The sequence below is a fragment of the Streptomyces sp. NPDC002144 genome, from assembly GCF_053593695.1.
The window spans coordinates 48,436-69,794 of the sequence record NZ_JBSFDB010000032.1 but is presented as its reverse complement, the minus strand read 5'-3'; the positions used below and the strand labels follow the sequence as shown (position 1 = coordinate 69,794).

Annotated in this window: 11 protein-coding genes; 7 read left to right on the top strand and 4 right to left on the bottom strand. The window is 71.0% G+C overall.

All coding sequences use genetic code 11. The features are described from left to right. Positions 1-26 precede the first annotated feature (26 nt). From ACWCQ1_RS36590 to ACWCQ1_RS36575, 4 genes are all read right to left on the bottom strand, one after another. Entirely contained in the window at positions 27-9,302 is a 9,276-nt protein-coding gene (locus ACWCQ1_RS36590) for an amino acid adenylation domain-containing protein (protein WP_451028320.1), read from the bottom strand. Between the two features lie 29 nt (positions 9,303-9,331). After that, entirely contained in the window at positions 9,332-13,315 is a 3,984-nt protein-coding gene (locus tag ACWCQ1_RS36585; RefSeq protein WP_358601696.1) for a non-ribosomal peptide synthetase, read from the bottom strand. Between the two features lie 249 nt (positions 13,316-13,564). Then, positions 13,565-13,954 carry a signal peptidase I gene (locus tag ACWCQ1_RS36580; protein ID WP_133043900.1) on the bottom strand — a complete coding sequence of 130 codons (390 nt, stop codon included), beginning with the start codon at positions 13,952-13,954 and terminating at the stop codon, positions 13,565-13,567. Positions 13,955-14,030: 76 nt separating this feature from the next. Then, positions 14,031-15,236, bottom strand: a complete 1,206-nt coding sequence (locus ACWCQ1_RS36575; protein WP_358601699.1) for a glycosyltransferase — start codon at positions 15,234-15,236, stop codon at positions 14,031-14,033. 218 nt (positions 15,237-15,454) lie between these two features. Here ACWCQ1_RS36575 and ACWCQ1_RS36570 point away from each other — a divergent pair, with 218 nt between their 5' ends. The 7 genes from ACWCQ1_RS36570 (at position 15,455) to ACWCQ1_RS36540 (ending at position 21,183) form a co-directional block, all read left to right on the top strand. Next, a complete protein-coding gene (locus tag ACWCQ1_RS36570) occupies positions 15,455-16,156 on the top strand; it encodes an NTP transferase domain-containing protein (RefSeq protein ID WP_133043902.1) in 702 nt (233 codons plus the stop codon). A gap of 376 nt (positions 16,157-16,532) precedes the next feature. Continuing rightward, positions 16,533-16,916, top strand: coding sequence for a hypothetical protein (locus ACWCQ1_RS36565; protein WP_358601705.1), 384 nt, complete (start codon positions 16,533-16,535; stop codon positions 16,914-16,916). A gap of 194 nt (positions 16,917-17,110) precedes the next feature. Then, positions 17,111-17,650: an RNA polymerase sigma factor gene (locus tag ACWCQ1_RS36560; protein ID WP_358601708.1), complete on the top strand. Its 540-nt coding sequence runs from the start codon at positions 17,111-17,113 to the stop codon at positions 17,648-17,650. Beyond that, positions 17,647-18,447: a hypothetical protein gene (locus ACWCQ1_RS36555; RefSeq protein ID WP_451028319.1), complete on the top strand. Its 801-nt coding sequence runs from the start codon at positions 17,647-17,649 to the stop codon at positions 18,445-18,447. Before ACWCQ1_RS36560 ends, ACWCQ1_RS36555 begins: the two co-directional genes overlap by 4 nt. A 41-nt stretch (positions 18,448-18,488) precedes the next feature. Next, positions 18,489-19,283 (top strand): ABC transporter ATP-binding protein, encoded by a 795-nt coding sequence (locus ACWCQ1_RS36550; protein WP_358601714.1) that lies wholly within the window; start codon positions 18,489-18,491, stop codon positions 19,281-19,283. Beyond that, on the top strand, positions 19,280-20,590 hold the full coding sequence (locus ACWCQ1_RS36545) for a hypothetical protein (protein WP_358601717.1): 1,311 nt from the start codon (positions 19,280-19,282) through the stop codon (positions 20,588-20,590). The genes ACWCQ1_RS36550 and ACWCQ1_RS36545 overlap by 4 nt, the downstream gene beginning before the upstream one ends. After that, complete coding sequence (locus tag ACWCQ1_RS36540; protein ID WP_358601720.1) at positions 20,587-21,183, top strand: hypothetical protein; 597 nt, start codon at positions 20,587-20,589, stop codon at positions 21,181-21,183. The genes ACWCQ1_RS36545 and ACWCQ1_RS36540 overlap by 4 nt, the downstream gene beginning before the upstream one ends. Positions 21,184-21,359: the final 176 nt, after the last annotated feature.

The window sequence follows — 21,359 nt, the reverse complement described above, 5'->3', positions numbered from 1 at the left end:
TCGTCCTCCAGGGGCGCGGTGGGGATTTACAGGTCGGCGGTGCGGTGGGCAAGGGCATCCGGGGATGACAGCGTCGCCCTGATGGTCGCGGCCACCGTGTCCACGTGGGGCGCCGCGACGATGCCGTAGTGGTCCGTGGGCAGGTACCTGCGTACGGCGGACGGGGGCAGGCAGGTGTTCCACTGCCGCTCTGTCTCCTCAGGGTCCGTGGGGGTGGGCATCCCCGCTGTGGGGTGTTCGGCCAGCCAGAGACAGGTGGGGACGGAGACGAGCGGCCGTACGCGATGTTCCCCGAGGCTGCGCAGGTTCGCGCGGCAGCAGCGGGCCAGTCTCTCGGCGTACGCCTGTGCGTGCTCGGTCGGCAACGAGGCGGCGCCGGCGCCGAGTTCGGCGGCGAACACCTTTTCCAGCCGGGTCTCGTCGTAGGCGGACACCAGCGCTTCTGCCTGGGGCGGTGGCGGATCGAGGAGGTGGAGCGCTTGCGGTGGCCGTCCGGCCGCCTCGGCGAGGGCCGCCATCTCCATCGCCACACGGGCCCCGTAGGACCATCCGGCCAGATGGAACCGGTGGTCGCGTCCCGGGCCGAAGCGGCCGCGCAGCGCCGCCTCGTAGTGATGGGCCCGCTCGGCCAGTGACCATGCGGGCATCCCGGCGTCGCGGAGTGCCGGGTCGGCGATGAGGCACACCGTCGGGGCGGGCCCGAGGGCTGCCACGAGGGGGCGGTAGGCCTGGATGTCTCCGCCCACGGGGTGGATCAGGCACAGGACAGCCGGACCGGTTCCCTCCTGCCAGATGTCGAGGACGACGGTGGAGGTCATCGCCGCCGTCCCGGCGGTGTGCTCGGTGGAGGTGAGGGCGGCCTCGATGTGTTTGAGGATCTCCGTGAGGCTGACGCGGTGGCTGAAGGAGGCCAGGTCGAACTCGACGCCGTAGTCCTCCTCGATCTGGGCGATGAGGCTGATCAGGGTCAGCGAGTCGGCGCCCAGGTCGTAGAGGGAGTCCTCGGGGTCCAGTTCGTCCATGCCGAGCAGCTCCTTGATCACCCGGGCCATGGCGTCCGACCGCTCTCCTGCACCTCCTGCGTCGGGGACTTCCTTCTGCGCGTCCGCCACGCGCGCCGGTGAGGAGCGATCCGTGATCCCGGCAGGAGCGTAGAAGGCGCGGGAGGCCTCGATATCGGTGGTGGAGACGAGGAGTTGAGGCAGTTGCAGGGCGAGGGCATGGCCGAAGACCGCTTTGCCCTCCTCCACGCTCAGGCCGACGGAGAGGTGGGCCTGATGGCGGCTGTCCGGGGCCAGAACCCTCGTGGCCATGCCGGTCTCCCGCCAGATGTCCCAGTCGATGCCGATCCTGACGGTCGTCTCCGTCACGGTGGCCCGGTGGTGGGCGAAGCCGTCGAGGAGGCTCGCGCCTGCCGCGTAGTCGCTCTGGCCGACACCGCCGAGCAGGGCGGACATCGAGGAGCAGTAGACCGCGATCTCAGGGCGGAAGGCGCCGATGAGGTGTTCGACGACGAGTGCGCCCCTTTCGCGGACCGCCGCGGCGTCGCGCATCGCGGTGGCGTCACGTCGTACGAGCAGCCCGCCATGTCCGAGACCGGCCGCGTGGACGACGGCGTCCAGCCGTGACGTGTGCTCGGCGACGGCCGCGGCCACGTCGTGAACGGACATGGACGCGAGATCCGCCGGGACGAGGCCGATGCGGTCGGCCCACCCGTCCAGTTCCTCGGGCAGGCGCGGGTTTCCCGACAGCAACAGCACCTTGCCGCGGGTGTGTTCGAGCAGCCAGGCGGCGATGGCTCGGCCTATGCCGCCCGTGCCGCCGAGCACCAGGTGGACGGTGTCGGATGCGGACGATACGCGGGAGTGCACACCCTCCGGCGCCGGTACGGGCACGGTGCCGGGCCGCCACCAGTAGCCCTCCCGCAGGGCGAGTTGGCGGGGGAGGTCCGGTCCGTCCGGATGACCGGCCTCAGGTGTCTCGGCGACGATCGAGGCCACGTGTCCGGCCCAGCGGGTGAGGTCGCCGTCGGGGAGGTCGAGCCAGTGACCGTTGAGGGCCGACTCCTGATGGGAGACCTCGACCGGCCCGGCGAGGAGGGCCAGTTCGGGTCGGTCCACCGTTCCCGTCACGGGCCGGGCGCCGTACGACAGCCACCACACGCGTGGGGAGTCGCCGCGACCGGCCAGCGCCTGGGCCAGGGCCGCCGTACTGTCCAGGCAGGCGTGACGGGCGCGTTCCAAGGTGCCGGGACCGACCGGCCCTGTCACCTCCAGGGGCAGGGCGTGCACCCACTCCAGGTCGAGGGAGGGCGGGGCACCGTCCTCGGACAGCGCATCGAGCAGCCGGCGCACAGATGCCGGATCGGCCGGGTCCACGGTGTAGGAGTCCGGTCCTGTTCGGGTGAAGGTGTCGGCCGGGTGGACACGTATGACTCGTGGTGCCACCGCTTTGAAGGCCGCGAGTGCTGTCGGCGGAGTGTCCTGGGAGGTTGCGACGACCACGGCGGATGCTCGCCCGTTCGGCACGGTGGTGTCCGCGACGGCGGCACGGCGCAGGCGTACCCAGTGCGGCTGGTGCAGCCAGTTCTCCTGGGGCAGCCGCCGGGGTGTGGCGGCCGGGGCCTCGCGCGGATTCTGAGATCGCCGGTCGAAGTCGTAGGTCGCGAGGGAGAAGGACGGGGGAGGGAAGTCCCAGGGCGCCGGAGCGGAGCCCGCGGCCCCCCAGTCGACCGGGCGTCCGGCGGCCCAGTCGTCGGCGAGGTCGTGGGCCGTGCGACCGCAGGCGGAGACCGGCACGGCGTCCGGGTCCGCGGTACCGGGCGTCACCGCTCCCGCGGCCACCGTGCGCAGCCAGTGCTCGGCCGCGGCGGCGTCCGTCACCGGTGTCGCGGCCCGCAGTCGGTGAACGACCCGCCCGGCCTGAAGATGGCGCAGCACCGACTCGTGGCGCTCCGGGTGCAGGTGGAGGTAGTCGGCGATGCGCGCCGCGTCGGCGGCGAGGGCGTCCGGACTGGAGGCGGAGAGCACGAGGCAGGTGGGGACCTCGTGGGGTGCTGCCGGCTCGGGCGTGGTGGCCTGTTCGACGATGACGTGGGCGTTGGTGCCGCCGATGCCGAAGCTGCTGACAGCGGCCACCCGTTGACGTCCCCCGGGCCAGGGTGTGGCTTCGGTCGGGATGTGGAACGGAGTGGGATCGGGGCCGATCTCCGGATTGAAGGCACGGAAGTTGAGGTTGGGCGGGAGCGTGGCATGGTGCACGGCGAGGACCGCGCGGACGAGGCCCACCACTCCGGCGGCCGCGCCGAGGTGGCCGAGCTGGCTCTTGACGGAACTCAGAGCACAGCGACCGGACTCGGTGACGTCGAACGCCTGCCGTAGCGCACCCACTTCGATCGGGTCGCCGAGCCGGGTGCCGGTGCCGTGGGCCTCCACATAGCCGAGATCGGCGCCCGTGCGTCCGGCGCGGGACAGGGCGGTGCGGATCACCTCCCGCTGCCCTGCCAGGGACGGCGCGGTGTAACTCATCTTCTGCGCACCGTCGTTGTTGATCGCGGAGCCGGTGATGAGTGCGTAGACGGTGTCGCCGTCACGCCGTGCCTGCCGCAGCGTCTTGAGGACCACGACGCCGACGCCGCTCGCGCCGACCGTGCCCGTGGCGTCGTCGCTGAAGGGACGGCAGTCGCCGTCCGCGGAGAAGATGTGCTGCGGACGATAGCGGTAGCCGCCGGTCAGCCCCGGGTCGATGAGGACTCCTCCGGCCAGCATCACGTCGGCTTCGCCCTGCCGGAGCAGACCGGCGGCGAGGTGCACGGCGACGAGGGAGCTGGAGCAGGCCGTCTGAGCGCTGAAGGCGGGGCCGGTCAGCCCGAGGTGGTAGGCGACCTTGGTGGCCAGGAAGTCCTTGTCGTGGTGCAGGGCGAGTTGGAAGCCGTCGGGCAGCCGGTCGGGGTCCGCCTCGCGGAGCAGGGACTGGAAGTACGTGTTCTCACCCGCACCCGCCACCAGGCCCACCCGTGCGGCCGAGGTGTCCGCCACTCCGGCGTGCGCCAGGGCCTGCACGCCGGCCATCAGCAGGTGACGCTGCTGGGGGTCCATCAGCCGTGCCTCCTGAGGACTGATGCCGAAGTGGCCCGGGTCGAAGTCGAGCATGCCGTCGAGCGTGCTGTGCACGCCGACCATTCCTTCCGGCGCCTCGATGCGGCGGATTCCGGTGCCGCCGGAGACCACCAGCTCCCAGAAGGCGGCCAGGTCCGGGGCTCCGGGCACCCGCACCGCCATACCGACGACCGCGATGGGCTCGCCGGGTGCCCAGGGCCCCTCGTTCTGCACGGCCGGTGTGGTCCGGGGCCGCGGGGCGCTGAGGTGCCGGGCCAGGGAGCGGACGGTGACGTGTTCGAAGAGGTCCGCGACACTGAAGCGCAGACCGAGTGCCGTGGTGCAGCGCAGGTGGAAGCGCATCAGGGCGAGACTGGAGGCACCTGCCTCGAAGAAGGTCTGGTCCGGTGCGATCACCGATCCGGTGACCTCCTCGAAGGCAGCGGTGAGGCGCTCCTCCTCGGCCGACAGGCCCGTGCCGGCGGTCGCCGAACGACGTAACTCTCCCCCCGGAGCCCCGAGCACGGCTTGCCGGTCGAGCTTGCCGCTGGGTGTGCGGGGCAGTCTCTCCAGCCTGCGGAATCGCTCCACACGAACGTACGAGGGCAGCAGGGCGGACAGATGCGCGGTCAGCTCGTCCGCGGAAGGTGCTTCGCCACGGATCTCCAGACCGGCCGTCAGCCGGTCTCCGTCACGCGTGACGGCGGCGTTGACCACCGCCGGATGGCGCAGCAGGGCCGCCTCGACGGAACCGAGTTCGAGCCGGTGCCCGCTCAGTTTGATCTGCTGGTCGTCACGGCCCGCGTAGTGCAGCAGACCATCGCGGTCGAAGAACGCCCGGTCGCCGCTGCGGTAGAACAGGCCCGCGGCTCCGGGGAGTTCGACGAAGCGGGTGTCGTCGAGGTCCGGCTCGTCGAGGTAGCAGCGGGTGGTCATGGTGCCGCCGATCAGCAGCTCGCCGGTGCACCCGGCCGGGACCGGGTCGCCCTGGGCGTCCACCACCCGCAGGTCGGCCCCGGCCACCGGACGTCCGATGGCGGGCCGCTCCGGCCAGTGCCCGGGATCTCCCTCCAGGCACAGGGCGCTGACCACATGGGTCTCGGTCGGCCCGTAGTGGTTGAACAGCCGCGCGCCGGGGAGCCCGGCGAACCAGCGCCGGATGCTGTCGGTGCACACCAACTGCTCGCCCGCGGTGACCACTTCACGCAGCCGGGACGGATACCTGTTCAGGCGGACGGCGTACTCGGCGAGGAGGTGCAGGGCCACGTAGGGCATGAAGATCCGCTCGGCGCCCGCGGAGTCCAGCCGCTCCAGGAGCGCGGGCACGTCCTGACGCCACTCGGGACGGATGAGCTGGAGGCTGCCGCCCGTGCACAGGGTCCCGAAGATCTCCTGGAAGGACACGTCGAACGACAGCATCGAGAACTGCTGGGTGGCGGCCGGGGCGGTCAGGCCGCCGGGACCGGACTGCCACCTGATCAGGTCGCACAGGGTGCGGTCCTGGATCTGCACGGCCTTGGGGACGCCGGTGGAGCCGGAGGTGAACAGCGTGTACAGGGGGCGAGCGCCGCGGTGGGCCGGCGCGTCGACCGTGCCGCGGGTGTCCCCGCCGTACGACGTCCCCGTGCCGTCGCCCGTTCGCGGCTGCGAGCCCGCCCCCGGTACGACGAGGTGGCGGGCCACGCCGTCCGGGAGCAGCGTGTCCAGCGGCGGCGAGCTGTCCCGTGTGGTCAGGACGCACAGGGGGTCGATCCGTTCCAGGACGCGGCGCAGCACGTCGGCCGGGTAGGAGGGGTCGAGGGGGACGGCGGTGACGTTCAGCCTGGCCAGCGCCAGCAGCGAGACCACGTGTTCGACGGACGGCTCCAGATACAGGGCCGCCCGGCACAGGCTGTCGTCGGCCGGGATCGGGTAGCGGTCGGCCAGCTCCGCGGCGAGCGCCGCCGCACGGGCGTCGAGGGCCGCATAGCTGAGGGTCTCGCCGTCGGCCGTGACGACGGCGGGGGCGTGCGGAGTGCGGGCGACCTGACGGCTGAAGCCTTCGGCGATCGTGGTGAAGCCGGGTTCGGGGGCGGGCCCGCGCCCGTGCCGGGGAAGGGACTCCCGGTAGGGGAGGACGAGTTCACGGGCGGTACGGCGGCCACCGGACGCGAGCGCGTCGACGCCCCGCCGCAACAGCTCCGCCATCGCCTCGACGTCCTCGTCGGTGAACCGGTCCTCGGCGTACTCCCACAGCACGTCGAGCGCGTCCGCATGCTCGACAACGGACACCGTCAGCGGGCACTTGGCCTCCGGTGCCGCCCACCACAGGGGGCGCTGGGCGCAGCCGGGCAGCCGCAACGCCCCGAAGTCGGTGTTCTCCAGGACGAACAGGAAGTCGAACGGTGTGGTGTCGCCGACGCCCTCCCAGCCGGTCAGCACGTCGGTGAACGCCACGTCCTGGCGGCCCAACACCTGCCCGGTGTCGTTCCCGGAGCGGGCGAGATGTGAGCGCAGATCCTCCCCGGGTGCGACGGTCAGGGGCAGCAGCACGGTGTTCGCCATCATGCCCGCGCTGTTCTCGAACTCGCGCACCGGGCGGCCCGCGACCGGGGCGGCGATGCGCGGGCGGACCAGGCCGGTCACGCCGTACAGGCACCAGGAGAACACGCTCAGCAGAACCTGGAACCGGGTCAGCCCGAACTCGGCGCACAGCTGGTCGACGTGGGCCCGCCGAACGACGTCGAGGGACGTGTGCAGCAGGCGTGCCCGCGGTGCCGTACTCGCGTTCTGCAGGGGCAGCGCCTCCAGCGGCTCCTTCAAACCCCGGTAGAACGCGAGGAGTTCATCGCGCTGGGCCCGATAGGCCGCGCTCGCGAAGCGGTCGCGCTGCCAGACGGCGAAGTCCAGCGGGGTCGGGGAGGGTGCCTCGGGCCGGTCGCTTCCGGCGTAGTCGGCCGACAGGTCGTGCAGCAGGACGCTCAACGACCAGCCGTCCACGGCGATGTGGTGCAGGTGGAGCAGGAGCGTGCCGCCGCCGTCACGCGGCAGCCAGCAGGCTCGGAGCATGCGGGGGACCGCGAGGTCGAAGGGTTCGGCGAAGAAGGTGTCGGCGAAGGCGTGCGCTTCTTCCTCCGTCCAGAGCCGGCGGGGACCTGGCTCGTGCCAGGGGTCGTACGGTTCGCCCACGGTCTGCTCCAGGCCCTCAGGGCCGAGGTGGAAGCCCGTCCGCAGCGCCGGGTGTCGTGCCACGAGGCTGCGCAGCGCCCGCCGGAGTGCGGCGGTGTCGACGGGTCCGTCCACGCGGAAGGCCTGGTTGACGGAGTAGGCCCGGGAGTCGGGTGTGCGGCGCTGTATCAGCCACAGGCGCTGCTGTTCGCTGGTGGCGGGCGCCGAGCGGGCACCGGAGACCACCGGTGTCGGCAAGGCGCTCTCCTCGCCGGGACCGGCCGTGGCGAGCGACCGGGCGACGGCGGCCAGGTCGCCGTGCAGGACGGCCGACTGGGTCAGCTCGCGGCCCCAGCGCTGACGTACGGCGAAACAGAACCGCAGCGCCTTCAGCGAGTCACCGCCGACGGCGATCCACCGGTCGCCGAGGCGGAGGCCGGTGGTGCCGAGTATCTCCTCGGCCAGTTCGATGACTTGGCGCTCCGTCTCCGTGGTGGCCGGCGTGTCGGAGTCGGCGGCGGTGGACCGCCAGGGCTGGGCGGCCTGCTCGAGCAGGGCCCTTTGGTCGACCTTGCCGTTGGCGTTGAGCGGGAGGTCGGCCACGAGATGGATCCGGTGGGGGCGCATGTAGGCCGGCAGCTGTGCCGCCAGGTGGCCGTCGAACTCCTCGTAGGACAGTTCCTGGCCGAGGACGAGGAACGCCAGGAGTTCATTGGGCCCCTCCCGGCCGGCGGGGCGCGTGCACACATGGGCCTGCTGGACCGCCGGGTGGGTCAGGACGCGCCGTTCGACCTCGCCGGGCTCGATCCTGAAGCCACGGACCTTGACCTGGCGGTCGGTTCGGCCCACGTATGCCACCAGGCCCTCGCCGTCGGCACGAACGAGGTCACCGGTGCGGTAGTACGTCTCCTCGCCGCCGTCGAGCCACGGCAGGCGCACGAAGCGCCGCTCGGTCTCGTCGGGAAGGTTGCGGTATCCGACGGCGAGTCCGGCTCCGCTCAACAGGAGTTCGCCCACCTCACCCGGCGCGGCCACCCGCTCCTGGCCCGGTACGACCGTGACCGCACCGGTCTGCGGCAGGGGCCGGCCGATCGGCACCACGTCCCCGTCGAAGTCGCGCGGGATGGGATGGCACAGGGCGAAGGTGGTGGACTCCGTGGGTCCGTAGACGTTGAACAGGCGGGTGCCGCTGTCGGCGTTGTGCCGGTACCAGCGGCGCATCACCTGTGCGTTGAGCTGCTCACCGCCGACCAGGACCTGTCCGGCCGCGGCGAAGCAGTCCGGCACAGCCGTGACCATCGCGTTGAACAGGGCCGTGGTGACGAAGACGGTGTCGACGCGTCCGTGCCGCAGTGCCGCGGCGAGCCGCTCGGGCGTCTGTACGTCCGTGTCGCTCAGAATCACGCAGCAGCCGCCGGTCAGCAGGGGCACCCAGACTTCGAAACTCAGCGCGTCGAACGCCGGATTGGCCAGACAGGCATAGCGCAGGTCGGGCGCGATACGGATGTAACCGGGTTGGGCCAGGCGCCGGATACCGGCGTCGTGGACCTCGACGCCCTTCGGGCGTCCGGTCGTTCCGGAGGTGTAGAACAGGAAGGACACCTCGCCGGGGGCGGCCGGCGCCTCCAAGGGGGCGGCAGAGCCCGGCGGTTCGGGCAGGAGCGTGTCCGCGCCGAGCGCTTTGATCTCCGTGGGGAGCTCGGTGAAGCCCTCGGCGGTTTCATGCACCAGGGCGACCGCGGCGGAGTCCTGGAGAATGAAGTGACGGCGCTCGGCGGGGCTCTGCGTGTCGAGGGGCACGACCTGCGCCCCCAGCCGCAGAATGCCCAGCATCACGCAGACCAGCCGCCACGACCGCGGCAGCGCCACCGCCACGGCCTGCCCCGCGGTGACGCCCAGACGCCCCAGCTCCCGGGCGACGGTGGCGGCTCCCCGGTTCAACGCCCCGTAGTCGAGGTGGACTTCGCCGTCGACGACGGCCTCCGCGTGTGGAGTGCGCAGGGCCCGGCGGTGAATCTCGAGCGCCAACCCGGCCGGATCGCTCAGGTCCTCGGACACGTCAGTGGGAGACATTCCGACGCGCGGTTTCATCGTGCATCCTCCGACGTACCTGAAGGGGCGCCCGGGCCGGGGACGGCGGCCAGCTTGTGCAGTTCGGCGGTGAGAACGGCTGCGACGCGGGGCAGTTCGTCGCTCTCCAACATGTCCCAGTGACCGCAGGCGACCGGCTCGACCACGAACTCACCGTTGACGCGCTGCCGCCAGAACGCGCGTAGACGAGCGGCGGCATGCTCGACGTCCGCCTCTTCGTCCTCCACGGCCGTCGCCTGCAACAGCACGACCCGGGCGGGCGACGCGGGTACGACGTAGTCGCGCCCCGTCTCACGATGGTGGTTGTAGACGTTCAGGTACCGGGCCACCTGCTCGTCGTCGATGCCCGGGTACATGCCGTTGAAGCGCACCAGCTTCTCCCGGAACTCCGCCATGCCCACCGGCGCGATCGCGGCGCGCTGTTCGTCGTCCTGGGCGCCGTGGGTGTCGAGGAGGACCACGCTCACCTTCTCGTGTCCGGCCGTCACCAGGCGGCGGCCCATCTCGTACGCGATCAGACCTCCGTAGGACAGCCCGCACAGCACCAGTGCCTCGTCGGTGCGGGGTGCGACCAGCCGCAGATACTCCTCGGCCATGGCCTCGACGCCGGGCAGGGTGGACTCGCCGGGGTTGATGCCGGGCGCCTGGAGCCCCACGACGCCTGTGTCGTCGGCCAGTTCGGCGGACAGGGGCAGGTAGCAGAAGGCGGTGCCGCCGGCGGGGTGTACGCACACCACGCGCCGTCGGCCGCCGCCCGCGCGGAATTCGACCAGGCTGCTGAGCTCGGCGGACTGCGCGGCATCGCCGCCGGCGGCGCGCACGCGTTCGGCGAGCGCCTCGATGGTCGGGTGCAGCATGACGTCCCGGACGGGCAGGGCGACGCCGAGCTCCTCCTGGACGGCGGAGGCCATCTTGATCGCCGATATCGAAGTGCCGCCCAGTTCGAAGAAGTTGTCACCGATACCGATGTCAGGATGCAGCAGGATCCGCCGCCACACCCGGTACAGGGCCATTTCGACATGGTCGCGGGGCGCGGCCGTGTTGACCCGGCCCGCGTGCGATGCCGCAGCGGCGCGCAGCACCGCCGTCCGGTCCACCTTGCCGCTGTTGTTCAACGGCAGTCGCGGGAACTCGGCGACGGCGGCGGGGATCATGTAGTCCGGCAGGCGGTCCTTCAGGGCCGCACGCCACTCGTACGGCATCCGCGTGCGCTCGGCGTCACATCCCACGCCGGCGACCAGGCGAGGACCACCCGGCGTGTCACGATCGGCCAGAACGACGGCCTCCCGCACCCCGGGGACCGCCAGCAGTGCCGCTTCGACCTCTCCCGGTTCGATACGGAATCCGCGCAGCTTGAGCTGGTCGTCCCGGCGGCCGACGTATTCGGCGTTGCCGTCCGGCAGCCAGCGTGCCAAGTCGCCGGTGCGGTAGAGGCGTTCACCGGGGACGAAGGGGTCGGGCACGAAGAGTTCGTCGGTGAGGTCGGGGCGGTTGAGATAGCCGCGGGCCAGACTCGCTCCACCGAGGTAGACCTCTCCGGTGACTCCCACGGGTACCGGACGCATCCGGTCGTCGAGCAGGTACAGACGGGTGCCGCGCAGCGGCCGCCCGATGGGACACGACCGCTCGTACGGCTGGGGGTCGGTGTAGGCGGTGGAGTAGAGGGTGGCCTCGGTCGGGCCGTAGCCGAAGCAGATCCGCAGGCCGGGCAGCAGCTCACACATGCGGTGCAGGGTGCTCTCCGGCAGGGACTCCACACCGGTGAGGAGCTGACGCAGGCTCGATCCGGCGAGGCGCGCGGCCGGGTCCTCGCCGATCCACTGGACGTAGGAGGGGGGCAGGAACGCCTGGGTGACCTTGCGGTCGCGCATCCACGCCAGCAACGCCCCGGGGTCTCCGCGGAGTTCGTCGGGGACCAGGTGGAGGACGGCGCCGGTGGTCAGCGGGACGAGGAGTTCGTGCACCGACGCGTCGAAGCCGATGCTGGACCAGGCCGACGAGGCCTCGCCGGGGGCGTCCCCCATGAGGTCGCGCCAGTGGTCGAAGAGATTGACGACGCTTCCGTGGGTCACCGCCACACCCTTGGGCCGGCCGGTCGATCCCGAGGTGTAGATGACGTAGGCGAGCCGCGCCGTGTCCGTGCCGATGGCCGGCGTGTCGTCGTGGGGCCCCTCGGCTTCCACGGTCGCCAGGCGCTCCCACAGCTGTCCGTCGTCCGCGGCGCTCCTCTGGTCGGTCAGCACGAGGACCGGTGCCGCGTCACTGACCATGGCCGCGAGCCGCTCCGGGGGCTGGCCGGGGTCGAGGGGCAGGTACGCGGCTCCGGACTTGAGGATCCCGAGCACACCGACGACGAGGTCGGTGGTGCGTCCGGCGTGCAGGCCCACCACCCGGTCAGGACCGGCACCGCGGGCGATCAGGGCGTGGGCGAGACGGTTGGCCCGGCGGTCGAGTGTCGCGTAGTCCAGCTCGACGTCACCGGCCACCACCGCACACTGGCCCGGTCGTTCACGGACCTGCGCGGCGAAGCGCTCCAGCACGCCCGCCGATGCCGGGCCGGTCACGGCGGGCCCGGTGCTGAAGGCGGCGAGCAGTGCCCGCTGCTCGTCCTCGTCGAGCAGTGTCAGGTCGGCGATCTCTGCATCGGGCCGCTCGGTCATCAGCCGCAGCACGCGCAGGAATTGACGTACATACCGTTCGATCGTCGCCCGGTCGAAGAGCGCCACCGCGTAGTCGATCTCTCCGGTGAGCCGCCGGCCCTCGTCGGCCAGGGCCAGGACCATGTCGAACTTCGCCGGTACGTGGGCGGCGTCTTCCCGTAACTCGACCTCCAGACCCGGGAGTTCGAGTTCCTTCCGCATGGAGGGGACCCAGGCGAACATCGTCTGGAACAGGGCCGTGCAGGCGGGGCTCCGCGGTGGGTTGACCAGTTCGACGACTCGCTCGAAGGGGAGGTCGACGTGCTTGAGGGCGTCGCGGATCCGTTCGTTCACCCGCTGCAGGGCGTCCTTGACGGTGGGGGAGCCGGAGAGGTCCGCGCGCAGGGCGAGGGTGTTGACGAAGAAGCCGACCAGACCCTCGACGTCCCCGCGTCGCCGGTTCGACGTGGGAGCGCCGACCACGATGTCGTCCTGCCCGGAGAGCAGGGACAGCAGCACGGACCAGCCGGTCAGGACGGTCGCGTAGAGGGAGACATCGTTGTCGGACGACAGCGCGCGCAGGGCCCGCGTCAGGTCCTCGTCGACCGTCACGGCCAACCGGGCGCCGTGGAAGTCCTGTTCGGGCGGGCGGGGTCGATCGGTGGGAAGGGCGATCACGGCCGGGCAGTCAGCCAGCGCGGCAATCCAGTAGTCGGCCTGCGAGGCGGGCTCGTCTCCCGACATCCACTCCCACTGCCACCGCGTGTAATCGCTGTACTGCCAGGTCAGTTCGGGCAGCGAGACGACCTGCCCCCGCTGAAGCGCGTCGTACACCAGGCCCAGCTCCTTCAGCAGCAGGGAACGGGACCAGCCGTCGAAGATGATGTGATGTGCCGTCAGGATCAGTACGTGATGGTTCGGTTGGAGTGCGATCAGGCAGCCGCGCACCATGGGTTCCTCGCCCAGGCGGAACGGGGTGCCCTCCACCTCCAGCCGTATACGTGTCAACCGTGCAGCCGCGTCGGGCAGTTCGGTCAGGTCCTCGAAGGTCACCGGGAACCCCGTGTCCGGCGGATCGACCACCTGGAGAGCCGAACCATCGAAGGGGACCAGCCGGGTGCGCAGGGCCTCGTGCCGGGCCGCGAGCAGATGAAGCGCCTTGATGAGCAGGTCCCGGTCCAGCGGTCCCCGGATGTCGAACGGCATCGGCTCGTTGTAGGCGGCGCTGGCGTCTCCGTCCATGCGCGCCATGACCCACAGACGCTCCTGCGCCAGCGACAATGGCGCGGATTCTGTCTCTTCGCCGGAATGATTACTGACTGCGATTCGGGGTAAATTCACGGATTACCCTTCACGAGAAGAGAACGCGACGGACGTCGGTCGCGGTGTTACCGGAGTATCAGGCTGACGTCCGGAATGCAGGCGTTGCAGCCCCAGAAGACGGGATCATTTTCCGTGATGCTAAATGTGCTCCGATTAAGCGGTCAACGGTGACCAACGCCACAACCAATAACCTAGCAAACCTGTTTGCGCTCGGCATGCGACATTAAGGGGTTTGCATGGGATAGTGGACCACACGCGGCCAATGGTTCACTTCGGTCGTTCCTCGCTCTTTCCCTCGGGGACGGCGTATCCGGCCACGGAAGGCCACCGCACGGTGATCACCACGGAGTCCTCCTCGGCGAACCAGGAGTGGTCCACCCCCTGGCCCCAGACGACGTAATCGCCCTGCCGCTCCAGCACCACGCTGCGTCCGGGGAACTCCAGCCGAAAGCGTCCGGTGATGAGGACCAGCAGAGCTGTCCGCATCTCGCCCTTCACCCACTGCGCGCGTTGCTCACCGCGTGAATGGACGCCCCATTTCACCTCGACCGCGTCACTGTGCCGGGGATCGCCCTGCTCCTTGAAGTGCCCGAGCAGCCACCCCCGGTCCATCGCCGCGTCCTTGCCCGCACTGCCTACATACACACCGTCGTCCATGAACGCGAACGCTAGCAATCGACGGCGCGGTATCGGCGCTCAGAGTGATCAACCGCGCACCGCCGACCGGTGCCGGTCACCGCGACCGGTCGACCAACCGATGCGCGGCCACCTCCGCTCCGTCAGTGCGGACACGGCTCCCCAGGGACTTCGCGCGCGCCCGGGTCTCCGGCGACAGAGCGCTCTTGAGCGCGATGCCCAGCGATTCGACGGTCGTGGCCGGAGCGTCGAGGGCCGCACCGAGCTCCAGTGCCGCCACCCGGCCGGCCCAGTACGGGTTGTCCGACAGCTGGAGCGGTATCACCACTTGCGGCGCGCCCGCCCGCGCCGCCGTCAGCGTGGTACCCGCGCCCCCGTGGTGGACCACGGCCGCCACCCTGCCGAACAGACTCTGATGGCTGACCTCGCCGATGGTGAAGCAGTCGTCCCCGTCGTCGACGAGATCCAGTCCCGCCCAGCCCCGGGACACGAGCACGCGGTACCCCAGAGCGCGGATCGCCTCGACGGCCATGCCGCCGATGCCCTCGGCCGGGGACAAGCTGCCGAAGCCGACATAGACCGGCGCACTGCCCGCGTCCAGGAACCGCACCAGGTCCGCCGGGAGAGGGCGCTCGTCAGGGAGCGTCCATGCGCCCGTCTGTACGACGTCGAGACCGGGGGTCTGCGGCCACGACCCCAGTACGGGATCGGCCGCGAGCCACGGACGGTCGGTGAGGATGTGATCGCGCACGTTGTCCACCGGCGGCAGACCGAGCGCCGCCCGGTGGCGGTTGAGCGCCTCGCCGAACTGCGCGGTGACGTTCTGGGCGTCCACCTCCCACAGGGTCCGGTTGTCGGCGACCTCGGGCTCCGGCCAGCCCGGCCGCGGAGGCGGCGCATGGTGCGGCGACGGCAGGTGAACCGCCGCGTAGCTGACGTACACGTAGGAGATCCCCGCGGCCTCGGCCACGGATCGCGCGCCGACCTGCCCCAGGCCTGCCGCCACCACCACGTCACATCCGTCGAAGGCCGCGGGGAAGGCGGCGAACTGGGTCTCGACCAACTCGTTCCGGTAGCGGGCCAGATCCGTCGCCGAGGGCAGGGCCTTGCCGCGCATCAACTCCCGCACAGGTGGCCCGACCGGCACGGACTCCACCCCGATACCCGCCAGCCGCTGGGCGAACTCCTCGTCCGGCGGGGCGCACATCCGCACCGCCACGCCCAGCGCCCGCAACCGCACCGCGAGGGCCAGCAGCGGTTCGACATCGCCCCGTGTCCCGTAGGTGGACAACAGCACCCGCATGGAGAGTCCTCTTTCGTCCGGTCTACCGCGATGGTCATCTCACCTCATCGCGCTTGATCGCTCCGGTCAACTCGACGATTCCGCCGCACAGTTGGACCTTCGGGAGTTACCGGGAGTGCATGTGGCGCCGGAGGTTCGGCGTCGGTCGGCCCTGGGCAGTCTGTGCTCGGCGGGTTGTGCAAGGTCACCCATCGTCCACACGACCGGAGTGCTACGCGATGCAGAGTTCGTCCCCATCCGGACCCGATGTTTCGGTCATCCTGCCCTGTGCCGGATACGGAACGCGTTTCGGGGCTCCCTATCCGAAGGAACTGCACTGTCTGGCTCCCGGCGTCACCGTGCTGGACCGCAGCCTGGAAGCCGTGGTGGAACTCGCCAAGAGCGGACTCAACGTACGCCTGGTCGTCGTGTTCGCAACGCACAAGCTGGAGACGGTGAGTTATCTCGCCCGCTATGCCGACACCTTCCAGATGGTCTTCGTCTACCAGGACGAGTCGTTCGGGCCCGGTCTCGACGGGGCGATCCGCTCCGCCCTGCCGATGACCCAGGGGCCGGTGGCCCTCGTCCTGCCCGACATCGTTGTCGCCGGGTCGGACACACCGGGCAAACTCCTCGACGCCTTACGGCAGGTGGAGGTGGCGGGCTGGAGCGTGGTGGCCGCCGAGGAACGGGACCACGACACGCTGCGGCAGATGGGCGCGTTGGCCGTCGCCGAGGCGGGCGGGGTACTGACCGTGGGGGCGGCCACCGACAAGCCGGCCGATCCCTCGGGCTTCAACGCGTTCTGGGGCATGGTGGCCGTCACCGAGAGCGAGGCGCACAAGCTGCCCGACGTCGTGGGCACAGGAACGAACCCGTTGGCCGGTGCGGTCGCTCTCATGGTCGAGGGAATCGTCAACTACAACACCCCCACGGGCTGACTTGGGCGTCGCGTAGCGAGGGCTTGATTCCGTGACGGCGCGTTTTCGAAGGACACCGCCGCCGAAGCCACTGCGTCAACCTTCCGCGGTACCGCAAAGGTTGCAGGAACCGTCGGCGTACCGCCATGGACGGGGCCGGGGTTCAACCCGGTGTGTGACGACTGGGCGCGGGCCCGTGCGTAACTTCTTGCTCCGGCACCACATGACGGCGGGTGACCCGGCCTGGGTACGGCCCGAACAGGGCGCGAATCCCCCGCCACGGAAGTGTCAGCACGCCCGGCTCGCCGACCACGGGCCGGAGCAACCACCGAAGGGGGAAACATGAGGACAGGGAATCGGCTCGGGGAACGGTCGTGGCTGCGCGGTCCGGCCGTGGGTGGCGGCCTGGCGGGCCCGGGGGCTTGTCGCCGCGCTGCTGGCCTCGGCACCAGGCGCGTCCGCCGAGCCGGCCGCGCACGTCACGGGCTCTGTGCGCGCGCAGCACGCCTGGTACGCGGTGCCGCGGACCGGCGGAGGCAACCCGGGCAGGGTCACGCTGCGGGCCGGCGCCTCCACCCGCAGCGCGGCCGTGGGGTCGGTCAGGGCACCGAACGGCGCCTGGTGCTGGCACCAGGAGACGAACTGCGGTGACTACGTCAGCGGGGGCAGCTACCGCTGCTACTCCGGGGCACCGCAGTACAGCGACTGGCTGCCGGTGGCCGCCTCCAACGGCACGCGGGTCTACGTGGCACGGCACTGTGTGATCGCCACGGACAGGTAGCCGCGAGGGGCCCGGCGGCCCAAGGACGCCGGGCCCTTTCCCCGCGGCCGTGCGGCAACGGTCAGGGCGCGGCGGTGTCACAGGGCGCTCGTCCCCACTACGGGGCGGGCGCCTTGCCGTTCGTCCTTCGCCAGGCGGCGAGGCGTCCGAGAACCTGAAGGGAAGATCGTTTCGTCTCTCTGATCGTGAAAGGCATGACAGGCCTCGAAGAGGCGGAACTCGTGCGTCGCGTCGCCGACGGTGACCGGGCGGCGTTCGACGAGTTGTATCGGCGTACTTCACCCTGGCTGGCGGTGCGGCTGCGCCGTCGCTGCGCGGACGAGGACGTCGTCGCCGACGTGCTCCAGGAGACCTATCTGGCGGTGTGGCGCGCGGCCGGCAGCTATGCGGGCGCCGTGACCGAGGGCAGTGCCGTCGGCTGGCTCTGGACGATCGCCGCGAACCGACTCGTCGACGCCTTCCGTCGACGCGCCCGCCAGGAGCGGGTGCCGGTCGTCGCCCTGTTCGAGACGACCGCTCCGGCCGCCGAGGACGAGGTGATGGCGACCCGCGTCGACCAGAACTTCGAACAGGCACTGCTGCGGCTGCCGCCGGAACTGCGGCAGGTACTGCAGGCCATGGTGCTGGACGACCTGTCGGTGCGACAGACGGCGGTGCTGCTCAGCGTGCCGGAGGGCACGGTCAAGACCCGCGCACGTCGGGCCCGGATCGCACTGCGGGAGGCGCTGTCATGACTCATCCCACCACCATGCTGCTGGCCCGCTACGCGGACGGCGGCCCGGGGCTCGACGACGCCGCGCTCTGGTCGATCGAGGTCCATCTCGACGGGTGCGCCGACTGCCGTGCGCAACTGGCCGCCCACGCCACCCCGGCCACGAGGGATCTGCTCGATCGTGTCGCCGTCTCGCTCGACAGGGCGCTCGAAACGAGCCCGTCACCGGCCCGCCGGCGTACCCGCGCAGGGGTCGTCCACCGACGGTGGCTCGCCTGGACGCTGCTGCCTTGGCTCGCGGTGACCGCCGCGGTGCTGGGCTGCGGTGTGCTCCTCGACGCAGCCGAACCGAGCCTGCCGTCGCTGGTGCTGCTGCTGGCTCCGGTGGCCCCGCTGCCCGGCGTCGCGGTGGCCTGGAGCCGCCGGACCGATCCGGCCTGGGAACTGATCGCGGCCACACCCGCGGCCGGCCTGGCCATGGTTCTACGGCGGACACTCGCGGTGCTCCTCGTCGTGCTTCCGGCGTTGCTGGTGGCGGGGGCGAGTACCGGAACCTCGCTGGCCCTCACCCTCCTGCCGTGCCTGGCGTTCACGGCGGCCACCCTCGTGCTCGGCGCCCTCATCGGCGTACAACGCGCGGCGATCGCCCTCGCGTTGACCTGGTGCGCGGCAGTCCTGCTGCCGAGCGTGGCGGCGCGGTCCCTGTCACCGGTGCTGCAGCCGGGCAGCACCGCTGTCTGGGCGGTGACCACCGTGGCTCTTGCCGCGTTCACCCCATTCGCTGCCTCCCCCTTCCGCCGCCTGCGCAGCGGCAACTGACCCTCCGTCAACAAGATCACAGGACCTACAGGAGAGACCCCATGCGGGCGATGAGTGCTGCCGAAACGGCCCCCACCCTTCATCCTTGGCCAGTCCACGCGAAAGGCCTGCGGGTCCGGGCCGGCCGCCATCTGGCCGTCGACGGACTCGACTTGGCGCTGAGCGCCGGAGTGCATGGTGTGCTCGGCCCGAACGGCGCCGGCAAGACCACACTGATGCGCGCGTTGTCCACCGTTGTCAAGCCCGCCGCCGGCTCGTTGACGCTGCTCGGCGCGCAGGCCGACGGCCGTGCCGACCTGCGCGGGATACGCCGCAGACTGGGTTACCTGCCGCAGCAGTTCGGCTTCTACCCGCGGTTCACCGTCCGCGAGTTCGTTGCGTACATGGCCTGGCTCAAGGAAATGCCGAAGACCGCGATCCCCGACGCCGTGCAACGCGCGATCGACCGAGTGGGTTTGACGGCCAAGGCCGACAAGAAGATGAAGACACTGTCCGGCGGCATGGTGCGCCGGGCCGGCATCGCCCAGGCCATCGTGAACGACCCCGAACTGCTGCTGCTCGACGAGCCGACCGTCGGACTCGACCCCGAACAGCGTCTCGACTTCCGCGACCTGCTGCGTGACCTGGGCGCCGACAGCTGTGTGCTGGTCTCCACCCACCTTGTCGAGGATGTCGTCGCCGCCTGCACCGACGTCATCCTCATGAACGAAGGCCGACTTCTCTTCCAGGGCACCCCCGACGACCTGATCGCCCGAGGTGGAGAGAGCGACGCCGGCGACAGCCCGGCGGAACGCGGCTACTCCGCCCTCCTGCGCCGGCACCGGAGCAACGCGTGAACCGTATCCTCGCCATCGAGTTCCGGCGGTCGGCCGCTCTCGGCGCAGCGTTCCTGATCACCGTCGCCGGTACGATCCTCCTGCAGGCGACCGCATCACGATGGTCCACCGGGTGGATGGCCCTCGCCATGACGCAGCGCGAGTACCTCGCGCTGCTCTCGCCCCTCGCGATGGCCGCCGGTGCCTGGCAGTCCTATCGCGTGCATCGGGCCAACGTCGACGAACTGTTCGCCAGCGCGTCCCGCCCGCGACCGCAGCGCATGGTGCCGATCCTGGTCACGACGGGCCTGGCGGTGCTCGTCGCGTACCTAGTCACGCTCCTCACGGCGGCACCACGGATCGCCGACACGGCACGGTACCTGCCGCCGGCCGCGTATGTCGTCGTAGCCGTCGGACTGGTCGCGATGATCGCCTCCGTCTGGCTCGGGCTGGCCGTCGGACGGCAGGTGCCGGCGCTCGCCACGGCGCCCGCGCTGGCCGTGATCGGCTTCGCGCTGCTCATCCTCGCCCCTCATGCGCTTCCGGACGGCGGGATGACGGCGGCGTTCTCCCCGAGCATGGGAATGAGCGTCTTCAGCGACTACGACACTGTCGACGGCCAAGTCAGCGCTGCCCAGGGGCTGTGGATGGCCGCGATCGCCGGGGGCGCCGTCGTGCTCTTCGCCGTCCAGAACCGTGCGTTCGCGGTCGCCGCGCTGGTGCCGCTGGCCGTCGGGGCGACCGCCACGGCCCTGGTCGTGCCGACCGGCGACGCCTACGAGCGCGGGAGGCTCGACCCCGTCGCCCAGGAACTGGTGTGCACCGCCGTCGCCCCACGGGTCTGCCTCAGCAGGGCCCATGAAGCGTTGCTGCCCGAGGTCGCCCCCAGGGCACGGCGCGCCTTGGCCCTCCTTTCGAGGACATCGGCCGTCGAGGCACACGAGGACACCAGCACACTCTTCCCGCCCACCTCACCGAAGCCGCGGGCCGACACCGTGCTGATGAGGATCACGGTGGACCACCATGGTCGCCTCGCCCACCCGGGCCGGCTCGTACCGGCGATGCTCACAGGAGCGTTCACCGGCCCGGGCAGCTGCGGTGACAGGTCTAACGTCACGGTCGCCACCGCTGCGGCCTTCTGGCTGCTCGACCGGAAGCCGACCGCCGGTCCCGACGGCCTCGAATACGTCGACCCGGACGCCGTCAAGCTCTGGACGGCACTGCGGACCCTGCCGCGGGCCGAGGCCGGAGCCCGGGTCACCGCCGTCTATCAGGCTGCCCAGAAATGCCAGGTCACGACCGGTCTTCTGACGCGAGGTGCCCGATGAGAGGGCTGACGCTCTACGTCCGCTCACGCCAGGTGCCGGCGGCGCTGGGCGCGGCGACCGCGGGCACCGTCGCCGCATGGCTGCTGGCAACCGTCTTCGGCGGCCGGGGCGAGGTCGGGCGGACCGTACTCGTCCTGACGGTCCTGCTCCTGGTCTCCGTCGTCACCACCACCCTCGGCGGCCCCGACGACACCCTCGACCGGACGGCGGCGAGGCCATGGGCAAGTCTGCGGATGTCCCACCTGGCAGCGGCCCTGACATGCGTACTCATGCTCCTGCTGGTCACGCTGTTGACCGGCACGCGGTTCGGTCCCGTTGGATGTGTGTTGCGTGACGCGGCCGGCCTGCTGGGACTGACCGCCCTGGGGGCGGCCGCGGTCGGAACCGCCCGGTCATGGTTCCTGCCCCTCGGGTGGACACTCGGCGCGGTGGTCTTCCCGGGCATGGGCATGGTGGGGGAGACGCTGACCTGGCAGACGCAGGCCTCCGACAGCCGACCGGCGGCCATGGTCGCGGCCCTTCTCGCCGCCGCCGGAACCGCCGCCTACGTCACCCGAGGCCCACGCCACCGAACATCGCCGGAACCCGTCTGAGCAGGGCCCGTTCAAGGCGCTCGAAACACCGAGCCGCCAGAACTGCCTCGGGACTGGGGGTGGTTGTCCCGCCGGGGTGGGCAGGAGCGGACTGGGACCCCACCCTGCTGCGCGCCACCGCCACCGGCGTGACCATGGCTGCCGAAGGCTGCAGGTCCCGGGCAGAACCCCGTGTC